Source organism: Pseudomonas sp. R76, assembly GCF_009834565.1.
Classification (GTDB): Bacteria; Pseudomonadota; Gammaproteobacteria; order Pseudomonadales; family Pseudomonadaceae; genus Aquipseudomonas.
In genome coordinates, this window is sequence record NZ_CP019428.1 from 2,841,847 (window position 1) to 2,860,485 (window position 18,639).

Annotated in this window: 13 protein-coding genes and 2 riboswitches; of the genes, 7 read left to right on the top strand and 6 right to left on the bottom strand. The window is 62.5% G+C overall.

Going from position 1 to position 18,639, the window contains the following annotated elements; genetic code table 11:
- Positions 1–89 precede the first annotated feature (89 nt).
- On the bottom strand, positions 90–3,800 hold the full coding sequence (gene metH / locus PspR76_RS13140) for a methionine synthase (RefSeq protein WP_159955830.1): 3,711 nt from the start codon (positions 3,798–3,800) through the stop codon (positions 90–92).
- Between the two features lie 166 nt (positions 3,801–3,966).
- Here metH and PspR76_RS13145 point away from each other — a divergent pair, with 166 nt between their 5' ends.
- The 3 genes from PspR76_RS13145 (at position 3,967) to nfuA (ending at position 8,004) form a co-directional block, all read left to right on the top strand.
- The gene (locus PspR76_RS13145) at positions 3,967–6,273 is read left to right on the top strand and encodes a fatty acid cis/trans isomerase (protein WP_159955832.1); all 2,307 of its coding nucleotides are present in this window, start codon (positions 3,967–3,969) and stop codon (positions 6,271–6,273) included.
- Positions 6,274–6,337: 64 nt separating this feature from the next.
- Positions 6,338–7,360, top strand: coding sequence for an acyltransferase family protein (locus PspR76_RS13150; RefSeq protein WP_159955834.1), 1,023 nt, complete (start codon positions 6,338–6,340; stop codon positions 7,358–7,360).
- Positions 7,361–7,419: 59 nt separating this feature from the next.
- A complete protein-coding gene (nfuA, locus tag PspR76_RS13155) occupies positions 7,420–8,004 on the top strand; it encodes a Fe-S biogenesis protein NfuA (RefSeq protein ID WP_017136914.1) in 585 nt (194 codons plus the stop codon).
- Between the two features lie 209 nt (positions 8,005–8,213).
- Here the strand turns inward: nfuA and cobM are convergent, their stop codons facing one another.
- The 5 genes from cobM to PspR76_RS31040 all read right to left on the bottom strand — a co-directional run bounded on the left by cobM (position 8,214) and on the right by PspR76_RS31040 (position 11,391).
- Positions 8,214–8,960, bottom strand: coding sequence for a precorrin-4 C(11)-methyltransferase (cobM, locus tag PspR76_RS13160; RefSeq protein WP_159955836.1), 747 nt, complete (start codon positions 8,958–8,960; stop codon positions 8,214–8,216).
- Positions 8,961–9,030: 70 nt separating this feature from the next.
- A complete protein-coding gene (locus PspR76_RS13165) occupies positions 9,031–9,423 on the bottom strand; it encodes a cobalamin biosynthesis protein (protein WP_159955838.1) in 393 nt (130 codons plus the stop codon).
- Positions 9,420–10,127, bottom strand: coding sequence for a CbtA family protein (locus PspR76_RS13170; RefSeq protein WP_159955840.1), 708 nt, complete (start codon positions 10,125–10,127; stop codon positions 9,420–9,422). Before PspR76_RS13170 ends, PspR76_RS13165 begins: the two co-directional genes overlap by 4 nt.
- Positions 10,128–10,138: 11 nt before the next feature.
- Positions 10,139–10,327 carry a CbtB domain-containing protein gene (locus PspR76_RS13175; protein WP_159955842.1) on the bottom strand — a complete coding sequence of 63 codons (189 nt, stop codon included), beginning with the start codon at positions 10,325–10,327 and terminating at the stop codon, positions 10,139–10,141.
- A 95-nt stretch (positions 10,328–10,422) separates the two neighbouring features.
- Positions 10,423–10,628: riboswitch (cobalamin riboswitch) on the bottom strand.
- A gap of 85 nt (positions 10,629–10,713) precedes the next feature.
- The gene (locus PspR76_RS31040; RefSeq protein WP_174245619.1) at positions 10,714–11,391 is read right to left on the bottom strand and encodes a hypothetical protein; all 678 of its coding nucleotides are present in this window, start codon (positions 11,389–11,391) and stop codon (positions 10,714–10,716) included.
- A gap of 161 nt (positions 11,392–11,552) precedes the next feature.
- Positions 11,553–11,752: riboswitch (cobalamin riboswitch) on the top strand.
- A gap of 93 nt (positions 11,753–11,845) precedes the next feature.
- Between PspR76_RS31040 and cobW the strand changes: the two genes are divergently transcribed.
- The 4 genes from cobW to PspR76_RS13200 all read left to right on the top strand — a co-directional run bounded on the left by cobW (position 11,846) and on the right by PspR76_RS13200 (position 18,461).
- On the top strand, positions 11,846–12,910 hold the full coding sequence (gene cobW, locus PspR76_RS13185) for a cobalamin biosynthesis protein CobW (protein WP_159955844.1): 1,065 nt from the start codon (positions 11,846–11,848) through the stop codon (positions 12,908–12,910).
- A 3-nt stretch (positions 12,911–12,913) separates the two neighbouring features.
- Positions 12,914–16,675, top strand: a complete 3,762-nt coding sequence (cobN, locus tag PspR76_RS13190) for a cobaltochelatase subunit CobN (protein WP_159955846.1) — start codon at positions 12,914–12,916, stop codon at positions 16,673–16,675.
- Positions 16,676–16,800: 125 nt separating this feature from the next.
- Complete coding sequence (locus PspR76_RS13195) at positions 16,801–17,799, top strand: ATP-binding protein (RefSeq protein WP_159955848.1); 999 nt, start codon at positions 16,801–16,803, stop codon at positions 17,797–17,799.
- 53 nt (positions 17,800–17,852) lie between these two features.
- A complete protein-coding gene (locus PspR76_RS13200) occupies positions 17,853–18,461 on the top strand; it encodes a vWA domain-containing protein (protein ID WP_159961423.1) in 609 nt (202 codons plus the stop codon).
- Positions 18,462–18,639 lie beyond the last annotated feature (178 nt).

An 18,639-nucleotide genomic window follows, 5' to 3' on the forward strand; every position in this document is an offset into this window, starting at 1 on the left:
TGCCGGGCCAGCGGACCGAATGATCGGCCCGGCACAGAAAAACGGATTTTGCGGTGACGCAGGCGGCATTGGGATACCGCAACGCGTGTTTAGTTGTCATACCCCAGGTTCGGTGCCAGCCAGCGCTCGGTCACGCTCAGGTCCTGAGCCTTGCGCGCGGTGTAGCTTGTCACCTGGTCCTTGTCGATCTTGCCCACGGCAAAGTACTGCGCCTGTGGGTGGGCGAAATACCAACCGCTGACTGCCGCTGCCGGGAACATCGCATAGTGTTCGGTGAGGAACACACCGCTGCGCCCGGCATGCATCTCGCGGGCTTCGGGGTCGAGCAGTTGGAACAGCTGGGCTTTCTCGGTGTGATCAGGGCACGCCGGGTAGCCCGGGGCAGGGCGGATGCCGCTGTATTGCTCCTTGATCAGCGCCTCGTTATCCAGTTGCTCGTCCTTGGCGTAACCCCAATGCTCTTTACGCACCTGCTGGTGCAGCCATTCGGCGCAGGCCTCGGCCAGGCGGTCGGCCAGGGCCTTGACCATGATCGAGTTGTAGTCGTCGCCCGCATCCTGATAAGCCTTGGCGACTTCTTCGGCGCCAATGCCGGCGGTGGTGATGAAACCACCGATGTAGTCGGTCACGCCGCTGTCTTTGGGCGCGACGAAGTCGGCCAGGGAGAAGTTCGGCTTGCCGTCGGTCTTGATGATCTGCTGGCGCAAGTGGTGCAGCCTGGCAATCGGCTGACCGTCGTCGCCGTAGACTTCCAGGTCATCGTCCTGCACCTGGTTGGTCGGCCAGAAGCCGAATACGGCGCGGGCGCTGATGAGTTTTTCGTCGATCAGCTTCTTGAGCATTTCCTGGGCATCGGCGTAGAGCGCCGTGGCGGCTTCACCGACCACTTCGTCTTCGAGGATGCGCGGGAATTTGCCGGCCAGGTCCCAGGAAATAAAGAACGGCGTCCAGTCGATGTACTCGGCCAGCACCTTGAGGTCGATATTGTCCAGCACCCTGGCGCCGGTAAACGTCGGCTTGACCGGCGTGTACGTGCTCCAGTCGAACTGCGGCTTCTTGGCAATCGCGGCCGGATAGCTCAGGCGCTCGGTGCGCGCGCTGCGGTTGGACGTACGCTCGCGCACATCGATGTATTCCAGGCGGGTTTTCTCGACAAAACCGGCCTTGAGTTCCTTGGACAGCAACTGCGTGGCCACGCCCACGGCGCGGGAGGCGTCGGTGACGTAGATCACTGCATCATTGCTGTATTTGGGCTCGATCTTCACCGCCGTGTGCGCTTTGGACGTGGTCGCGCCACCGATCATCAGCGGCAGGTGGAAATCCTGGCGTTGCATCTCGCGGGCCACGTGCACCATCTCGTCCAGCGACGGCGTGATCAGGCCGGACAGGCCGATGATGTCGCACTTCTGCTCCTTGGCCACCTGCAGGATTTTCTCTGCAGGCACCATCACGCCGAGGTCGACAATGTCATAGCCATTGCAACCCAGCACCACGCCGACAATGTTCTTGCCGATGTCGTGCACGTCGCCTTTTACCGTGGCCATCAGGATCTTGCCCTTGGCTTCCGGCTTGTCGCCTTTTTCCAGCTCGATAAACGGGATCAAGTGGGCCACAGCCTGCTTCATCACCCGCGCAGACTTCACCACTTGCGGCAGGAACATTTTACCGGCGCCGAACAGGTCGCCGACGATGTTCATGCCGGACATCAGCGGGCCTTCGATCACCTCGATCGGGCGCGCAAACGACTGGCGCGATTCTTCGGTGTCTTCCACGATGTGGGTGGTGATGCCCTTGACCAGCGCGTGTTCCAGGCGCTTGTTCACCGGCCAGCCACGCCACTCTTCGGTCTCGGCTTCCTTGACGCTGCCATCGCCTTTGTACTTGTCGGCGATGGCGAGCAGGGCGTCGGTGCCTTCCGGCGTGCGGTTGAGCACCACGTCTTCCACCGCGTCGCGCAACTCGGCCGGGATCTGGTCGTAGATCTCCAGCTGGCCGGCGTTGACGATGCCCATGGTCAGGCCGTTGCGGATCGCATACAGCAGGAACACCGAGTGGATCGCCTCACGCACCGGGTTGTTGCCACGGAACGAGAACGACACGTTGGACACGCCACCGGAGGTCAGCGCATACGGCAGTTCGTCACGGATGTAGGCACAGGCGTTGATGAAGTCGACGGCGTAGTTGTTGTGTTCCTCGATACCGGTGGCGACCGCGAAGATGTTCGGGTCGAAGATGATGTCTTCCGGTGGGAAGCCGACTTCATTCACCAGGATGTCGTAGGAGCGTTTGCAGATCTCTTTCTTGCGCGCTTCGGTGTCGGCCTGGCCGGCTTCGTCGAAGGCCATCACCACCACGGCGGCGCCGTAGCGCTTGCACAGCTTGGCGTGGTGAATGAACTGCTCGACGCCTTCCTTCATGCTGATGGAGTTGACGATGCCCTTGCCCTGGATGCACTTGAGGCCGGCTTCGATCACTTCCCACTTGGAGGAGTCGATCATGATCGGTACGCGGGAGATGTCCGGCTCGCCGGCAATCAGATTGAGGAAGGTCACCATGGCCTTCTTCGAATCGAGCATGCCCTCGTCCATGTTGATGTCGATCACCTGGGCGCCGGCTTCGACCTGCTGCAGGGCGACTTCCAGGGCTTCGGTGTAGTTGTCTTCACGGATTAAACGGGCGAAGCGCGCGGAACCGGTAATGTTGGTGCGCTCGCCGACGTTGACGAACAACGAGCTGCGATCAATCGTGAACGGCTCCAGGCCCGACAGGCGGCAGGCCTTGGGAATATCCGGAATCGGGCGCGGCGCGTAACCGGCCACGGCCTTGGCGATGGCTTCAATGTGGCCTGGCGTGGTGCCGCAGCAGCCGCCGACGATGTTGAGGAAGCCGCTCTGGGCGAACTCTTCGATGACCTTGGCGGTTTGCGACGGCAGTTCGTCGTACTCGCCGAATTCGTTCGGCAGGCCGGCGTTCGGGTGCGCGGAAACGTGAGTGTTGGCCTTGTTCGACAACTCTTCCAGGTACGGGCGCAGCTCGCTGGCGCCCAAGGCGCAGTTCAGGCCTACGGACAGCGGTTTGGCATGGGCGACCGAGTTCCAGAACGCCTCGGTGGTCTGGCCCGAGAGGGTGCGGCCGGAGGCGTCGGTGATGGTGCCGGAAATCATGATCGGCAGTTCGACGTTCAACTCTTCGAACACGCCTTGCACGGCGAAGATCGCGGCCTTGGCGTTGAGGGTGTCGAAGATGGTCTCGATCAGGATCAGGTCGGCGCCGCCCTCGATCAGGCCTTTGGTGGCTTCGGTGTAGTTTTCCACCAGCTCATCAAAGGTCACGTTGCGGTAGCCGGGGTTGTTCACGTCCGGTGACAGCGAGCAGGTGCGGCTGGTCGGGCCGAGCACGCCGGCGACAAAGCGCGGCTTGGCCGGGTTTTCCAGGGTCTTGGCGTCGGCGATTTTGCGCGCCAGCCGCGCGCCTTCTACGTTTAACTCGTAGGCCAGTTCTTCCATGCCGTAGTCGGCCATGGAAATGCGCGTGGCGTTGAAGGTGTTGGTTTCCAGAATGTCGGCGCCGGCATCCAGGTAGGCCTTTTCGATGCCGCCGATCACGTCCGGACGGGTGATCACCAACAGGTCGTTGTTACCCTTGACGTCACTCGGCCAGTCGGCGAAGCGTTTGCCACGGTAGTCGTTTTCCTCAAGCTTGTAGCTCTGGATCATCGTGCCCATACCGCCGTCGAGGATCAGGATACGTTCCTTGAGGGCTTGGTGAAGGGCTTGCAGACGAGCGCTACGATCGGACATGGGACTACTCTGGTCAGGCATTTCGGAGGGCGTGAATCATAACAAACCTGTGCCGATTTAGAGCATGTACAGGTTTTGCATGAATATCGTTCATGTTGGGGGCTGTCCTGGCCCGGTAGACTTGCCGGCACTTATAGATCGCACGCATAGAATCGGGACCGGATACATGTCACTTCGCCTCATCATCAGCGCCGTCCTGGCCTTGATCGCCAGTACTGCCCATGCAGACGTTTTATCGGTAAACAGTCCCGCACCGGCAATTTCCTACACTCGCGACATTCAACCGATCTTCACCGAAAAGTGCGTGGCCTGCCATGCCTGCTACGACTCCGCGTGCCAACTTAACCTGGGCAGTGCCGAGGGCGCGGCCCGTGGCGCGACCAAGGTGCCCGTCTACGACGGCGAACGCAGCCAGGCCACGCCGACGACCCGTTTGTTCTATGACGCGTTCGGCAAGCAGGCCTGGCAGCAGAAGGGCTTCTATTCGGTGCTCGACGCCCAAGGCAGCCAGGCGGCCTTGATGGCGCGCATGCTGGAGTTGGGGCATAACGCGCCGCTTGAGCCGAACGCCAAATTGCCCGACGACATCGTGCTGGGCCTGAACCGCCAGAACATGTGCGCCATGCCCGGCGAATTCAATGCCTACGCCGGCGCCCATCCCAAGGAAGGCATGCCGCTGGCGGTTACGGGCCTGACCGACCAGCAATACCAGACGCTGCAGCGCTGGCTGGCATCCGGCGCCCCGATTGATGAGCAAGGCCTGGCACCCAGCGCCAAGGAAGCCTTGCAGGTGCAGCAATGGGAAAACCTGTTCAACCAGCCGGGCGCCCGCGAAAGCCTGGTGGCACGCTGGCTGTATGAGCATTTATTCCTGGCGCACATCTACTTTGAAAACGGCGAGCCGGGGCATTTCTTCCAGTGGGTGCGATCGCGCACGCCGAGCGGCCAGCCGATTGACCTGATCGCCACCCGTCGCCCCAACGATGACCCCGGCACCCAAGTCTATTACCGCCTGTGGCCGGTACAGGGCGTGATCGTGCATAAAACCCACATCACGTACCCGTTCAGCGCCGCGAAAATGGCGCGGATCAAGCAGCTGTTCTACGCCGGCGACTGGCAGGTGAATGCCTTGCCGGGCTACGGCCCGGGGCGCCGCGCCAACCCGTTCGAAACCTTTGAGGCGATTCCGGCCAAGGCGCGTTACCAGTTCATGCTCGATAACGCCGAATACTTCGTGCGCACCTTTATTCGCGGGCCGGTGTGCCGTGGGCAAATCGCGACGGACGTGATCCGTGACAACTTCTGGACCTTGTTCCAGGACCCGGACCACGACCTGTACATCACCGACGCGCGTTACCGTGGCCAGGCCACGCCGTTGCTGGCGATGCCGGGGCAGAATGATGATGTGGGCAGCGTGCTGAGCCTGTGGCTGGCCTATCGTGACAAACGCAATCAGTACGAGGCCTTGCGCCGTGACAGCTACGCGGATGTGCCGCCGCCGAGTTGGTCGACCTTGTGGGCCGGGAATGACAATGCCTTGTTGAGCATATTCCGCCATTTCGACAGCGCTTCGGTGACCAAAGGCCTGATCGGCGAGGTGCCGCAAACCATGTGGCTGTTCGATTACCCGTTGCTGGAGCGCACCTATTATCAGTTGGCCGTCAACTTCGATGTGTTCGGCAACGTCTCGCACCAGGCCCAGACGCGGTTGTACTTCGATTTGATTCGCAATGGTGCCGAGCAGAACTTTCTACGTTTGATGCCCGCTGATACCCGCGATGACTTTATGGATGATTGGTATCAGAACAGCGGCAAGCTCAAGCTGTGGCTGGATTATGAAGCGATCGATGATGACAAGCCGACTGGGCTGCATTTGGATGAAAAAGACCCGAAGCGTGATTTTGCCAATCAGTTATTGACGCGTTATGGCGACCTCAACGCCAGCCCGGACCCGATCAACCGTTGCACCGGCGCCTATTGCTCGCGCGATGGGATCGAGCCGGCGTTGCAGGATGCGGAGCAGGCGCTGAGTCGCCTGACCTCGCGCCCGGCGGCGGGGCTCAAGGTGATCGACCAGTTACCTGAGGCCACCATGCTGCGAGTTGAGACCGCCAGTGGCAAGCGGGTGGTTTACAGCCTGTTGCGCAACCGTGCCCACAGTAACGTCGCGTTTTTGCTCGGTGAGGCTTATCGCTATCAACCGGGGCTGGATACGCTGACTATTTACCCTGGCGTGCTGAGCAGTTATCCGAACTTCATGTTCAACATTCCGGCGCAGCAAGTGCCGGCGTTTGTTTCGGCGATGGAAAATGCCAAGGACGCCAAGCGCTTTGAGAAAATCGTCGACCGATGGGGCGTACGGCGCAGCCATCCGCTGTTCTGGCAGTACTTTCACGACTTGTCGCAGTACATCCGCGAAACCACGCCACTGGAAGAAGGCGTGCTGGACATGAACCGCTACGAGAATCTTTGATCGACCTTTGACCGTCCGCCACGGCCCCAACTTCATGTCGATGAGTTGGGAAGGGTGGCGGACGATGTTGATCTCGGTACAGGCGCTGCGCGCGTTGGCGGCCTGGACAGTGGTAGGGCACCACTTCATGCAGATTTTCTTCGGTTTCAAGGCGGACACGGCCTTGGGAAGATTATTTGTGGAAAAGGGTGCTGCGGGCGTGGATGTGTTTTTCGTCATCAGCGGCCTGGTGATCTTCCTGTCTACCCAGGACAAGGACCTGCCACCCTGGCGCTTCCTGTTGTACCGCCTGCTGCGCATCGTGCCCGCGTACTGGTTCTACACGCTGTTGATGGCGTTGCTGGTGGTGGTCGCCCGGCCAATGTTGCCGGACCAGAGCGTCGATGCTGCTCATGTGCTGATGTCGCTGTTGTTTATTCCCTCTGAAAATCCCGGTGGCTATGGTGTGTACCCGACCCTTAATGTCGGCTGGACACTCAACTACGAGATGCTCTTCTACCTGTTGTTTGCCTGGGCGCTGTTGTTTCGTCGGCAGTGGCGACTGCTGGTGGTCGCGGCGCTGCTGTTCGCCGTGTGCGAGGCCTGGACCTCGTTTGGCTGGATCAGCACGTTCTATCGCTCGGACATCGTCGTTGAATTCCTGCTGGGCATCGGCATTGGCATGCTGTATCGCAAAGGTTGGATCCGGCCGGGCTTGTGGTTGCCGCTACTCGGCATCGCTGCTGCACTGCTGGCGATCTATCATTGGCCGGCATCGCCGCGCGCCTTGACCTGGGGCTTGCCCAGCGCGGTGCTGGTGGTTGCGTGCATGGCGCTGGAGCGGTTCTTCGCGAACAACCGGCTGCTCAAAGTGCTGGGGGACTGCTCGTATTCCGTGTATTTGCTGCACGTGCTGGTGCTGTCGGCCGGTGGCTATGTTGCCCAGCGCTACGGCCTGAACCCGTATGCGGTGCTGGCCATGTGCGTGGTCATCATCGGCCTCGGCGCCCTGGGCAGCTACCGATGGCTTGAGCAGGGCAGTTATCGTCTGCTTAAAGGGTGGTTTGATGGCGACGAACGGTCGAATTTATCCCGACAAAAATACTAGGACTTTGTATCTGGGTAATAATTTGGCGTAAACTGGCGGCAAGCCTGTGAGGAGTTTCCATGACTGCCATAACCATTACCGACGCCGCCCACGATTACCTGGCTGATCTGCTGTCCAAGCAGAACACCCCGGGTATTGGCATCCGCGTCTTTATCACCCAGCCCGGCACCCAATACGCCGAGACTTGCATCGCCTACTGCAAGCCCGGGGAAGAGAAGCCTGAAGACACCGCCCTGGGGCTGAAAAGCTTCACCGCGTACATCGACAACTTCAGTGAAGCCTTCCTCGACGACGCCGTGGTCGACTACGCCACCGACCGCATGGGCGGCCAGTTGACCATCAAGGCGCCCAACGCCAAGGTGCCGAACGTCAACGCCGACAGCCCGGTCAACGAGCGCATCAACTACTACCTGCAAACCGAGATCAACCCTGGGTTGGCGAGCCACGGCGGCCAGGTCAGCCTGATCGACGTGGTCGAAGACGGTATCGCCGTCCTCAAGTTCGGTGGCGGCTGCCAGGGCTGCGGCCAGGCGGACGTGACCCTGCGCGAAGGCATCGAGCGCACCCTGCTCGAGCGCATTCCCGAGCTCAAAGGCGTACGTGACGTGACTGACCACACGCAGAAAGAAAACGCCTACTACTGAGTAAGGTGTTCGCTGCGAACAAAAAAACGGCGCCCCGTGAGCGCCGTTTTTTTTGCTTTAAATTCAGTGTCTTGCGCGGTATTCCTGCCAAATAGGATTAACTGTGGGAGCGGGCTTGCTCGCGAAGACGGTGGGTCAGTTGCAGATGTACTGACTGATACACCGCATTCGCGAGCAAGCCCGCTCCCACATTTTTTGACCTCATTTCTTCAGGGGCGATAGAGGTGCGCGTGGCCTGCACGGTAAAGCGAGGACTCACTGAAACTATCATTCGCCAGCACGCGCCCGACCACAATCAACGCCGTACGCCGAAAACCTTTAGCCGCGACCTTCTCGGCAATATCACTCAGCGTACCCACCACCCAATCCTGATCCGGCCACGTCGCCCGGTGCACCACGGCAATCGGGCAGTCTGCGCCGTAATGCGGCAGCAGCTCGGCGACGATCTTGTCCAGGTGGTTGACCCCCAAGTGAATCGCCATGGTCGTGCCGTGGCGCGCCAGGCTGTCGAAGTCTTCACCGGCCGGCATGCTGGTTTTATCCGCATAGCGGGTCAGGATCACGCTTTGCGCGATATCCGGCAGGGTCAGCTCTGTCTCCAGCAACGCCGCACACGCCGCCACCGCCGTGACGCCCGGGATGATCTGGAACGGGATGCCCAACTCGCGCAAATAACGAATCTGCTCGCCAATCGCGCCATACAGGCTTGGGTCACCGGAGTGCACGCGCGCCACGTCCTGGCCCTTGGCGTGGGCGGCCTTGATCAGCTCAATGATCTGTTCCAGGTGCAGTTCGGCGCTGTTGACCACCTGTTCCGCCTGATGACCTTCCAACACTGCTGCCGGCACCAAGGAGCCGGCGTAGATGATCACCGGGCAACTGCGGATCAGCCGCTGACCTTTGACGGTGATCAATTCCGGGTCGCCGGGGCCTGCGCCGATGAAGTAGACGGTCATGGGGAATTCCTGTTGAAAAACGGGCGAGCATGAAAATTGCTCATGATCGAGAAGGGCGATTATCGGGTTTTTAGTCGGCGCAGGCTAATGCAAAGGTGGCCTGGGCGACTTTTTTGCGCGTGATCAGCAGGCGGGCAGGGCCATGGCAGAGCTGTTCCGCCAGGGCCAGTGCGGCGCTTTCGGCGACGCCATAACAGCCGGTGTGAGCAAACGCGAGCTCGGATTTGTGGCTCAGGCGCGGTTCAAACACGGCCAATTGCGTGGCGCTGAAACACTGCAATGGCAAGTTCAACACCTGCGCCAGGGCGAGCAGCCCCGGTTCATCTCTCTTGCGGTCGATACTGGCCAGCGCAGTAATGCGCTGGCGCTCGATGCCGCCCTCGGCGAGGGCAGCGTCAAACAGGCCCAGCAGGGTGTGAACATCACAGCCGCGCTGGCAGCCCATGCCGACCACCAAGGTCATGCCGAGTAGTGAGCGTCGCGGTTGCGGCGGAACAGCCAGGCGCTGATCAACCCCAAGGCCAGCCAGAAGGCGACGTTGGTCAGTTGCGAGGCGATTTTGAATTGCGCTTCCAAGGCTTGCGGGGCCAGCATCGAATGCACTTCAGGCTGCGGCGCGCCAATCACATGCGGCACGGCCAGGATCGCCACGCCGAGGATTTTCAGCAGCCAGTTGTGACCAAACACCATCAGCGCGATACCGGCAGCCGTGGAGGCTGCGGTGCCGATCCACCAGATCTGCCGCTGTGCCAGGTCGGCGGCGGCGGTGCCCGGCAATTCCGGTGGCAGGCCCAGGGTCGGCGCCAGCACAAACGTCGCGTAACCGGCCAGGCCCCACAGCAACCCTTGAGCCGTGCGGGTTGGCGCGCGCAAGGTGTAAAGGCCGGCCAGCATCAGGGCAAAACCGACCGCCACCACCAGGTTACCGCCAGTAGTGGACAGTACCCGCTGCCAGCCGTCTTCAGGTTCCCAGGCTTGGGCATCGTGGGTATGCGCAGCGGCGCCTTCAGCGTGTGCGTGGGGCGCGACTTCGGCGGCGGCGGGGGCGTTCTCATAGGTTTCCGCCTGCAAAATCAGCGGGGCGACCCAGAAGCTTTGCAGCAGAGTCAACAGCAGGGCGGCCAGCAAGCCGGTGAAGCCTGCGGTTTGAGCGATACGCTTGATCATGTCGGCAGGTCTCAGTGGCACGGGAACGCGGCGCTGTGGCGGGTATCGTGGGCGGCGTTGTGCACTGCCTCGATGTGCGAGAAACCGGCGAAATACACCAGGCACGCGCCGAGGATCGACGCGCCGATGGCGGCGGTCAGGCGTTGGCTCAGGGTGGCGGTGCTGCGGGTGGCGTGCGAGGTGCTGCTGATGATCGACATGGCGCGTCCCTTCGGGGTGTCAGGGTGAAACGAGCGCATGAAAACCCCGCGAGCCAGGCACGCAGAGTCTGAACAGCGCCCGCCCACCGCGGGTTTGTTATGTGATTTTTCGGGCCGGTCTCCGGGCTTGCGAGGGACGCTGGGTCTTGAAAACATCGCCTTCCCATGCCGTAAAAGGCACAGTGGATCTGACGTTTCACTCGCTTACCGTTGCGGGGGCAGCACCGGACTCGTCATAACGCTATGACTCACCGGTTTCCCGTTTCACCCTGTGAAGGGCACCCGAAACAAGATGTGTAGGAGAGCATGGGCGGGGGATAGGCGTCAAATAGAGGTTTGCGGCTCTCGACATTCGGGAGCCGCTGTCGGCCAACGGGGTGAATCGATCAGTCTGGGTAACGGGATTGGGGAGAGCTGTGCATGCGTGTGTACTCAACGTTGCGCAGATCGAAGCGCTGATCTTGTTTGCCTGCGAACCCCAAAAAGCCTACGCCGATATCCAACCGGTCCAGCAACTCTATGCGCTTGAGCAGTTCCTGAGCGACCCCCCGCGCCTGCGGACTGAATTTTTGGGCGCTTGGCAGTTCACCGGCGGCTTCTCGCAACTCGGTGAAGTTCACATATGTGTCGCCGCCGCCGTACTCATTGAAGTTTTTGCCAACCAGGGTGATCAGTGCTCGATCGCTCAGGTATTGGAAGTCACCTGTTTCAGTTGCGAGATCGTCTCGGCTGACTTTACCGTCCTTGCCGCTGGTGAAGTCCAACTGCTGGAACAGGTCTTTGCGCTTCAATACTTCCTGGGCGATCTCGATCTGCGTTTGTGTGGGGGGCACCCCGTTCAGCGGTAGTCCATCTGCCACTCGCTGGAGGGACTCTTTGGTAATAGTCTCGCCGAAGCGCGGGTCGATCATGGCATCAAAATAGGTTTGGAGCGCTTGCGCCAGTTCCCGGGGCTGGAGTTGGCTAATAGGCTCTCTCCAAATTGCAGTCGTTGGCGCTGCTTGTTGGGTGAGGGGAGAGACGGGCAAGTGTGAATTGACAGAGGGGGAGATCGAGAGCGACATGATTATTTCCATTTTAGGGTGAGTGTCGCTTCTATGTGCCCATTGCGTTGATTGCGTTCTCGGCGCATTCCGTTGAAAAGATTTGGAAGTGTTTCAACCCGCCTGGCAGCGAGCGTCCCGGTCCGTGTATCAATCAACATTGACCCGTTTCCCCGCACTGCGTAGCCTTGCACCTTCGAGGTTCTTCGGCCCACGCCGAAGCTAAGAAGGGAACGCGGTCCAAGCCGCGGCTGCCCCCGCAACTGTGAAGGGTTCAACTGACTGCCACGCCACTGCCATTAAGGCGGGAAGGCGCAGCCAGCGCCGGTCGCAAGACCCGCAAGCCCCAAGCCAGGAGACCTGCCTCGCAACCGATTTTCCAATTCAACCGGGCGGGGTGATCCGGTGACGAAATCCGCTTCTGCGCGCCGCCGCAGGGCCCCTCGTCCCGTATGCCCGCCCCAAAGGGCATCCGATGAAAACACTGGCCAAACTCCCCGTCACCATCGTTACCGGCTTTCTCGGCTCGGGTAAAACCACCTTGCTGCGCCATATGCTCGACAACGCCCAGGGCCGTCGCATCGCCGTGATCGTCAACGAATTCGGCGAGCTGGGCATCGACGGTGAAATCCTCAAGCAGTGCTCCATCGGTTGCACCGAAGAAGAAGCCAACGGCCGCGTCTACGAACTGGCCAACGGCTGCCTGTGCTGCACCGTGCAGGAAGAGTTCTTCCCGGTAATGCGCGAACTGGTTGCCCGTCGCGGTGACCTCGACCATATCCTCATCGAAACCTCCGGCCTGGCCCTGCCTAAACCGCTGGTTCAAGCCTTCCAGTGGCCGGAAATCCGCAGCGCCTGCACCGTGGACGCGGTCATCACCGTGGTCGACAGCCCGGCTGTGGCCGCCGGCACCTTCGCCGCCTTCCCGGACCAGGTCGACGCCCAGCGCAAACTCGACCCGAACCTGGACCACGAGTCGCCGCTGCACGAGCTGTTCGCCGACCAACTGGCCAGCGCCGACCTGGTGATCCTCAACAAATCCGACCTGATCAGCCCTGAAGACCTGGCCCGTGTGCGCCTGGAAGTCGCCGAAGAGCTGCCGCCGGCGGTGAAGATCATCGAAGCCAGCAGCGGTCGCCTGCCACTGGAGGTGCTGATCGGCCTGGGCGCTGGCTCCGAAGAGCACATCGACGGCCGCCACAGCCATCACGATCATCACCATGACGGTGACGCTGATGACCACGATCACGACGCCTTCGACTCCATCTCCATCGACCTGCCTCAAGCTGACGAAGCGCTGCTGCTCGACGCCCTGACTCAACTGGTGGTGCAGCACGGCATCCTGCGCGTCAAAGGTTTCGCCGCGATCCCGAACAAGCCGATGCGTCTGTTGATCCAGGGCGTGGGCACGCGGTTCGACAAGCACTTCGACCGTGCCTGGGGCGCCGACGAAGCGCGCATCACGCGCCTGGTGCTGATCGGCCAGGAGCTGGATGCGGCGGGCCTCGAAGCGCAACTGCGCGCTGCCCTCAGCGTTTAACCCATGCACCTGCTCAGGACCCAGCCCGGTGGTTTTGTCTCCGACGACAATATTGCCGACTTAGGCCAAACCCCCGCTGAACTGGTGATCCTGTGCAGCGGCGACTCCAGCCTGGCGCTGCTCGCCGAGGCGGCCCAACAGCTGCCCGACGATTACCCAAGTTTTCGCCTGGCCAACCCGATGCAGGTGCAAAACCATGCCTCGGTCGACCTGTACGTCGATGAGGTATTGCGCCACGCCAAGGTCATCCTGATTTCGCTGCACGGCGGCATCGGTTATTGGCGCTACGGCATCGAGCGCCTGGTGGAGTTGGCCGAGCGCGGCGTGCAACTGATCCTGGTGCCCGGCGATGACCGCCCGGACCCGGAACTCAGCCGTCTGAGTACCGTGGGCGAGGACGCGCGCGACCGCCTCTGGCACTTCCTGCGCCAGGGCGGCCTGGGCAACGCACTGGATTTTTATCGCTGCCTGGCCAGCACCTGCCTGGGCCGCGATTACGCCTGGGCCGAGCCGCAAACCCTGCCGCGCACCGCGATTTACCACCCGCACAACGCCAACGCTCGACTGAACGATTGGCAGGCGGACTGGAATGCCGACTGGCCCGTGGCAGCGGTGCTGTTCTACCGCTCGCACTTGCAGGCGGCCAATACCGGTTTTATCGACGTGTTCTGCCAGCGCTTGCAGGCGGCGGGCCTTAACCCGTTGCCGATGGCGGTGGCCAGTTTGAAAGAGCCCGGCTGCCTCGCGGTGGTCGAGGACCTGTTGGATGATGTGCAGGCGGCGGTGATTCTGAACACCACCGGCTTTGCCCAATCCAGCCCTGAAGCGCCGCATTTGCGCCCGTTTCGCCGCAATATCCCGGTGATCCAGGCGATTTGCGCCCAGGACAACCAGCCCGGCTGGGAAGCCAGCGAACAAGGCCTCGGCCCGCGCGACTTGGCGATGCACATTGCCTTGCCGGAGTTGGATGGGCGCATTATCAGCCGCCCGATCAGCTTCAAGGACCTGGCCTGGCGCAGTGAACGCAGCCAATCCGACGTGGTGTGCTACCGCGCCGCGCCCGAGCGCATGGATTTCGTTGCCGAGCTGGCGCGGCGCTGGGTCGAACTGGCGCGGGTGCCGAATGCGCAAAAACGCATCGCACTGATCCTCGCCAACTACCCGACCCGCGACGGCCGTATCGGCAACGGCGTGGGCCTGGACACGCCGGCCGCAGCGCTGAATATCCTGCGCGCGCTGCACGCTGAAGGTTACCCGGTGCCCACGGAGTTGCCCGACAGCGGCACCGCCTTGATCCATGAGCTACTCGGCGGCGTGACCAACGACCTCGACAGCCTTGACCTGCGCCCCTGCCATCAAAGCCTCGGCCTGGACGACTACGAGGCGATGTTCCAGCGCCTGCCCGAAGCCAATCGCCAAGCCGTGTTGGCGCGCTGGGGCCGCCCGCACAACGACCCGATGTGTCGCGACGGGCGCATGATGATTGCCGGCCTGCGCCTGGGCCTGACCTTCGTCGGCATCCAGCCTGCACGCGGTTATCAGGTCGACCACAGTGCGGTGTACCACGACCCGGACCTGGTGCCGCCCCACGGCTACCTGGCGTTTTACTTCTGGCTGCGCCACACCTATGGCGCCCATGGTGTGATCCACGTGGGCAAACACGGCAACCTTGAATGGCTGCCGGGCAAAGGCGTGGGCCTGTCGGAAAACTGCTGGCCCGATGCACTGCTGGGGCCGCTGCCGAATATCTACCCGTTTATCGTCAACGACCCGGGCGAGGGCGCCCAGGCCAAACGCCGCACCCAGGCGGTGATCATCGATCACTTGATGCCGCCGCTGACCCGCGCCGAAACCTACGGCCCGCTGCGTAACCTGGAGCTGTTGGCGGACGAGTATTACGAGGCGCAACTGCTCGACCCGCGCCGCGCCCTTGAACTGCAAAAAGACATTCTCAAGCTGGTGCGCGAAACCCGTATCGACCAGGAGCTTGAGCTGGACAACGACGCCGACGCCGCCGTGTGGTTGCCGCGCCTGGACACTTACCTGTGCGATTTGAAGGAGTCGCAGATCCGCGACGGCCTGCATATCTTTGGCGAGTCGCCCGAAGGCCGCTTGCGCATCGACACCTTGCTGGCCTTGCTGCGCATCCCGCGCGGCGATGGCCGTGGCCCGCAATCGAGCTTGCTGCGGGTGTTGGCCAAGGCCTTCGAGCTGGGCTTCGACCCACTCGATTGCGCCCTGGCCGAACCCTGGACCGGGCGCCGCCCGCAGGTGTTGCAGAACATCGATGCGCAGCTCTGGCGCACGGCCGGCGATACCCGCGAGCGCCTGGAGTTGTATGCCGCGCGCTTGATCGAGCAGGCGCTGGAAGGGCCGGTTGAACAGCTGGAAGAGCCGGGCTGGCACGACGTGAAGTCGGTGATCGAGAGCCTGCGCATTGTCGTCGCGCCGCGTCTGGACGCCTGTGGGCCGGCGGAAATGCGCGGGTTGCTGGATGCCTTGAGCGGTCGCTTCGTACCGGCTGGCCCCAGCGGTGCGCCGAGCCGTGGTCGTCTGGATGTGCTGCCCACCGGGCGCAATTTCTTCAGCGTGGATGTGCGCAATTTACCCACCACCACGGCCTGGCGCATCGGCTTTCAATCCGCCAGCCTGATTCTTGAGCGGCACTTGCAGGACCATGGCGATCACCTGCGCCAACTCGGCCTGTCGGTGTGGGGCACCGCGACCATGCGCACCGGCGGTGACGATATCGCCCAGGCTATGGCGCTGATGGGCGTGCGCCCGGTGTGGGCCACGGGCAGCCAGCGGGTGGATGACTTCGAGATCCTGCCGATCAGCTTGCTGGACCGGCCGCGTGTGGATGTGACGCTGCGGGTGTCCGGGTTCTTCCGTGATGCCTTCGCCAACCTGATCCGCCTGTTCGACGCGGCGGTGCAGGCGGTGGCGGCCCTGGATGAGCCGGATGACATGAACCCGCTGGCCGCCAAGGTGCGCAGCGAGCGCGAAGCCCTGCGCCTGTCGGGCCTGGACGAAGACGCCGCCGCCAAACAGGCCGGCTGGCGTATTTTCGGCGCCAAACCGGGGGCGTATGGCGCGGGCGTGCAGGGCGCAATCGACGGGCGCCTGTGGCAGAGTCGCGAGGATTTGGCCGAGGTCTATCTGAACTGGGGCGGCTACGCCTATGGCGGCTCGGATGAAGGCACTGCCGCCCGTGACCAGTTTGCCCAACGCTTGAGCCAGGTGCAGGCCGTGTTGCAGAACCAGGACAATCGCGAGCACGACTTGCTCGACTCCAACGACTACTATCAATTCCAGGGCGGCATGCTCGCCGCCGTGGAAACCCTGAGTGGCGACAAGGCCGCCAGCTACCATGGCGACCATAGCCAGCCGGACCTGCCGAAGATCCGCACCTTGAAGGAAGAGCTGAACCGGGTGATCCGTTCCCGCGCCGCCAACCCCAAGTGGATCGACGGCGTGAAGCGTCACGGCTATAAAGGCGCGTTCGAGATGGCGGCGACCGTGGACAACCTGTTCGCCTTCGACGCCACCACCGCGCTGATCGACGATCACCAATATGCCTTGCTCGCCGACGCTTACCTGCTCGACCCCGACACCCGCGCCTTTGTGCAGCAGCACAACCCCGCGGCGCTGCGCGACATGACCGAGCGCATGCTCGAAGCCCAGCAACGCGGCCTGTGGCAGGAACCGGGTGCGTACCGCGAGGCATTGGAAAACCTGTTAATGGACATAGAAGAAGACAGCTGACCGATCGTTCCCACGCTCTGCGTGGGAATGCAGCCCGTGACGCTCTGCGTCACAAGAGTGGACGCAGAGCGTCCAGTAAGGCGTTCCCACGCGGGAGCGTGGGAACGCTCCATTTAGAGTTGAATATGACCGACATTCCACATTTCCCGCTGTCCGCCGTGGTCGGCGCCGACGAGTTGAAACTCGCGCTATGCCTGACCGCCATCGACCCGAAAATCGGCGGCGTGTTGATCGAAGGCCCGCGCGGCATGGCCAAATCCACCCTGGCGCGAGGCCTGGCGGATCTGCTCGCCAGCGGTCAGTTCGTCACCCTGCCGCTGGGCGCCACCGAAGAACGCCTGGTCGGCACGCTGGACCTGGACGCCGCTCTGGGCGAAGGCCGTGCGCAATTCTCCCCCGGCGTATTGGCCAAGGCCGATGGCGGCGTGCTGTACGTCGATGAAGTCAACCTGCTGCCCGATCACCTGGTGGACCTGCTGCTGGACGTGGCCGCCAGCGGCACCAACCTGATCGAGCGCGATGGCATTTCCCATCGTCACTCCGCGCGCTTCGTGTTGATCGGCACCATGAACCCGGAAGAGGGCGAGCTGCGCCCGCAACTGCTCGACCGCTTCGGTTTTAACGTGGCGTTGAGTGGGCACACCCTGCCTGCCGAGCGTGGGCAAATCATCCGTCGGCGCCTGGATTTCGACACTGACCCGGGCGCGTTTTGCAGCCAATGGGCCGAGCAACAAGCCGCCTTGCGCGAGCGCTGCACCCAGGCGCGGGCGCGGCTTGAGAGCATTGAGCTGGATGACCAGGCCTTGGCGCAGATCACCGAGCGCTGTTTCGCCGCTGGCGTCGACGGCCTGCGCGCCGACCTCGTGTGGTTGCGCGGCGCACGCGCCCATGCGGCCTGGCGCGGTGCTGCCGCCATCGCCGAAGAAGACATCGAAGCGGTGGCCGAATTTGCCTTGCGCCATCGCCGCCAAGCGCAAACCCCGCCGGCGAGCCCGCCCAATCAGGGCCAGGCGCCCCAGCCTTCAGACACGTCACCCGGCCAGGGCCAATGGGGCGACATGCCCGCGCCGGCCTTGCCCACGGGCGCACGCCGCGAAGTACCCACCTGGCCAAAAAAGCCTTAGGCATTCGCCCTCGACCTGACGCGGGGGCGGATGCCCGGCCCAAGCTGGGGCGACTGGACAACGGCAGGCACGGCAAGGCGCGCAGCGCCAAACACGGTGCGATCAACTGGCCGGGCACCTTGCTTGGCGGTCGGCCGCGCAGCCGCGCGGATTTGCTCTACCACCTGCGCAGTCGCGCGGCCCATGAGCTGTGGCTGGTGATTGTGGATGCCTCGGCGTCCACCCGGCGCCATGGCGCGTTGACCGACGCCAAAGGCTTGCTCGCCCAGTTGTTCGACGATGCCTATCGGCAACGCGCACGCATGGCGTTACTCACCGCCAGCGGGCAAGCGCCCACCTGGCAGGTGCAGGGCTTGAAGGCCGCCAAAGGCCTGACCGGTTGGCTGTCCCGGCTCGGTGCGGGCGGCGGCACGCCGTTGCTGGCGGCCTTGTCCGAGGCCGGGCAGTGGCTGCAAGCGCGACGCCAGCGTTATCCCGCCGAGCAACAGCGTCTGCTGGTAATTACCGATGGGCGGCTGAAGGATATCGCCGGTTTACCGCTGCTCGATTGCCCTGGGCTACTGGTGGATATCGAACGCGGGCCGATCAAACTCGGGCGTGCCACCCAGCTGGCGCGTGAGCTGAACCTGGACTATCGGCATATCGATAGCGTGTCGTCGTAAAAAAAACTGAACGTTGCCTGATTCCCGCTTGTCCCCGCTTCCCATGTCACCCCCCGCCTGCCAAATCCCTTAATTTTCCAAGCCTGCCGGAAGCCTCTCCAGGCTTGCGGCTGCGCCTGCTTTTTAGCGGCGCCCAGCACACCCGAGCCAAAACGGCAGCTGAAAACGGATTTTCTCC

Bases quoted from the DNA above. Each gene is read 5' to 3' on its own strand.
- metH (WP_159955830.1), bottom strand. From the start codon at position 3,800: ATGTCCGATCGTAGCGCTCGTCTGCAAGCCCTTCACCAAGCCCTCAAG.
- PspR76_RS13145 (WP_159955832.1), top strand. From the start codon at position 3,967: ATGTCACTTCGCCTCATCATCAGCGCCGTCCTGGCCTTGATCGCCAGT.
- PspR76_RS13150 (WP_159955834.1), top strand. From the start codon at position 6,338: ATGTTGATCTCGGTACAGGCGCTGCGCGCGTTGGCGGCCTGGACAGTG.
- nfuA (WP_017136914.1), top strand. From the start codon at position 7,420: ATGACTGCCATAACCATTACCGACGCCGCCCACGATTACCTGGCTGAT.
- cobM (WP_159955836.1), bottom strand. From the start codon at position 8,960: ATGACCGTCTACTTCATCGGCGCAGGCCCCGGCGACCCGGAATTGATC.
- PspR76_RS13165 (WP_159955838.1), bottom strand. From the start codon at position 9,423: ATGACCTTGGTGGTCGGCATGGGCTGCCAGCGCGGCTGTGATGTTCAC.
- PspR76_RS13170 (WP_159955840.1), bottom strand. From the start codon at position 10,127: ATGATCAAGCGTATCGCTCAAACCGCAGGCTTCACCGGCTTGCTGGCC.
- PspR76_RS13175 (WP_159955842.1), bottom strand. From the start codon at position 10,327: ATGTCGATCATCAGCAGCACCTCGCACGCCACCCGCAGCACCGCCACC.
- PspR76_RS31040 (WP_174245619.1), bottom strand. From the start codon at position 11,391: ATGTCGCTCTCGATCTCCCCCTCTGTCAATTCACACTTGCCCGTCTCT.
- cobW (WP_159955844.1), top strand. From the start codon at position 11,846: ATGAAAACACTGGCCAAACTCCCCGTCACCATCGTTACCGGCTTTCTC.
- cobN (WP_159955846.1), top strand. From the start codon at position 12,914: ATGCACCTGCTCAGGACCCAGCCCGGTGGTTTTGTCTCCGACGACAAT.
- PspR76_RS13195 (WP_159955848.1), top strand. From the start codon at position 16,801: ATGACCGACATTCCACATTTCCCGCTGTCCGCCGTGGTCGGCGCCGAC.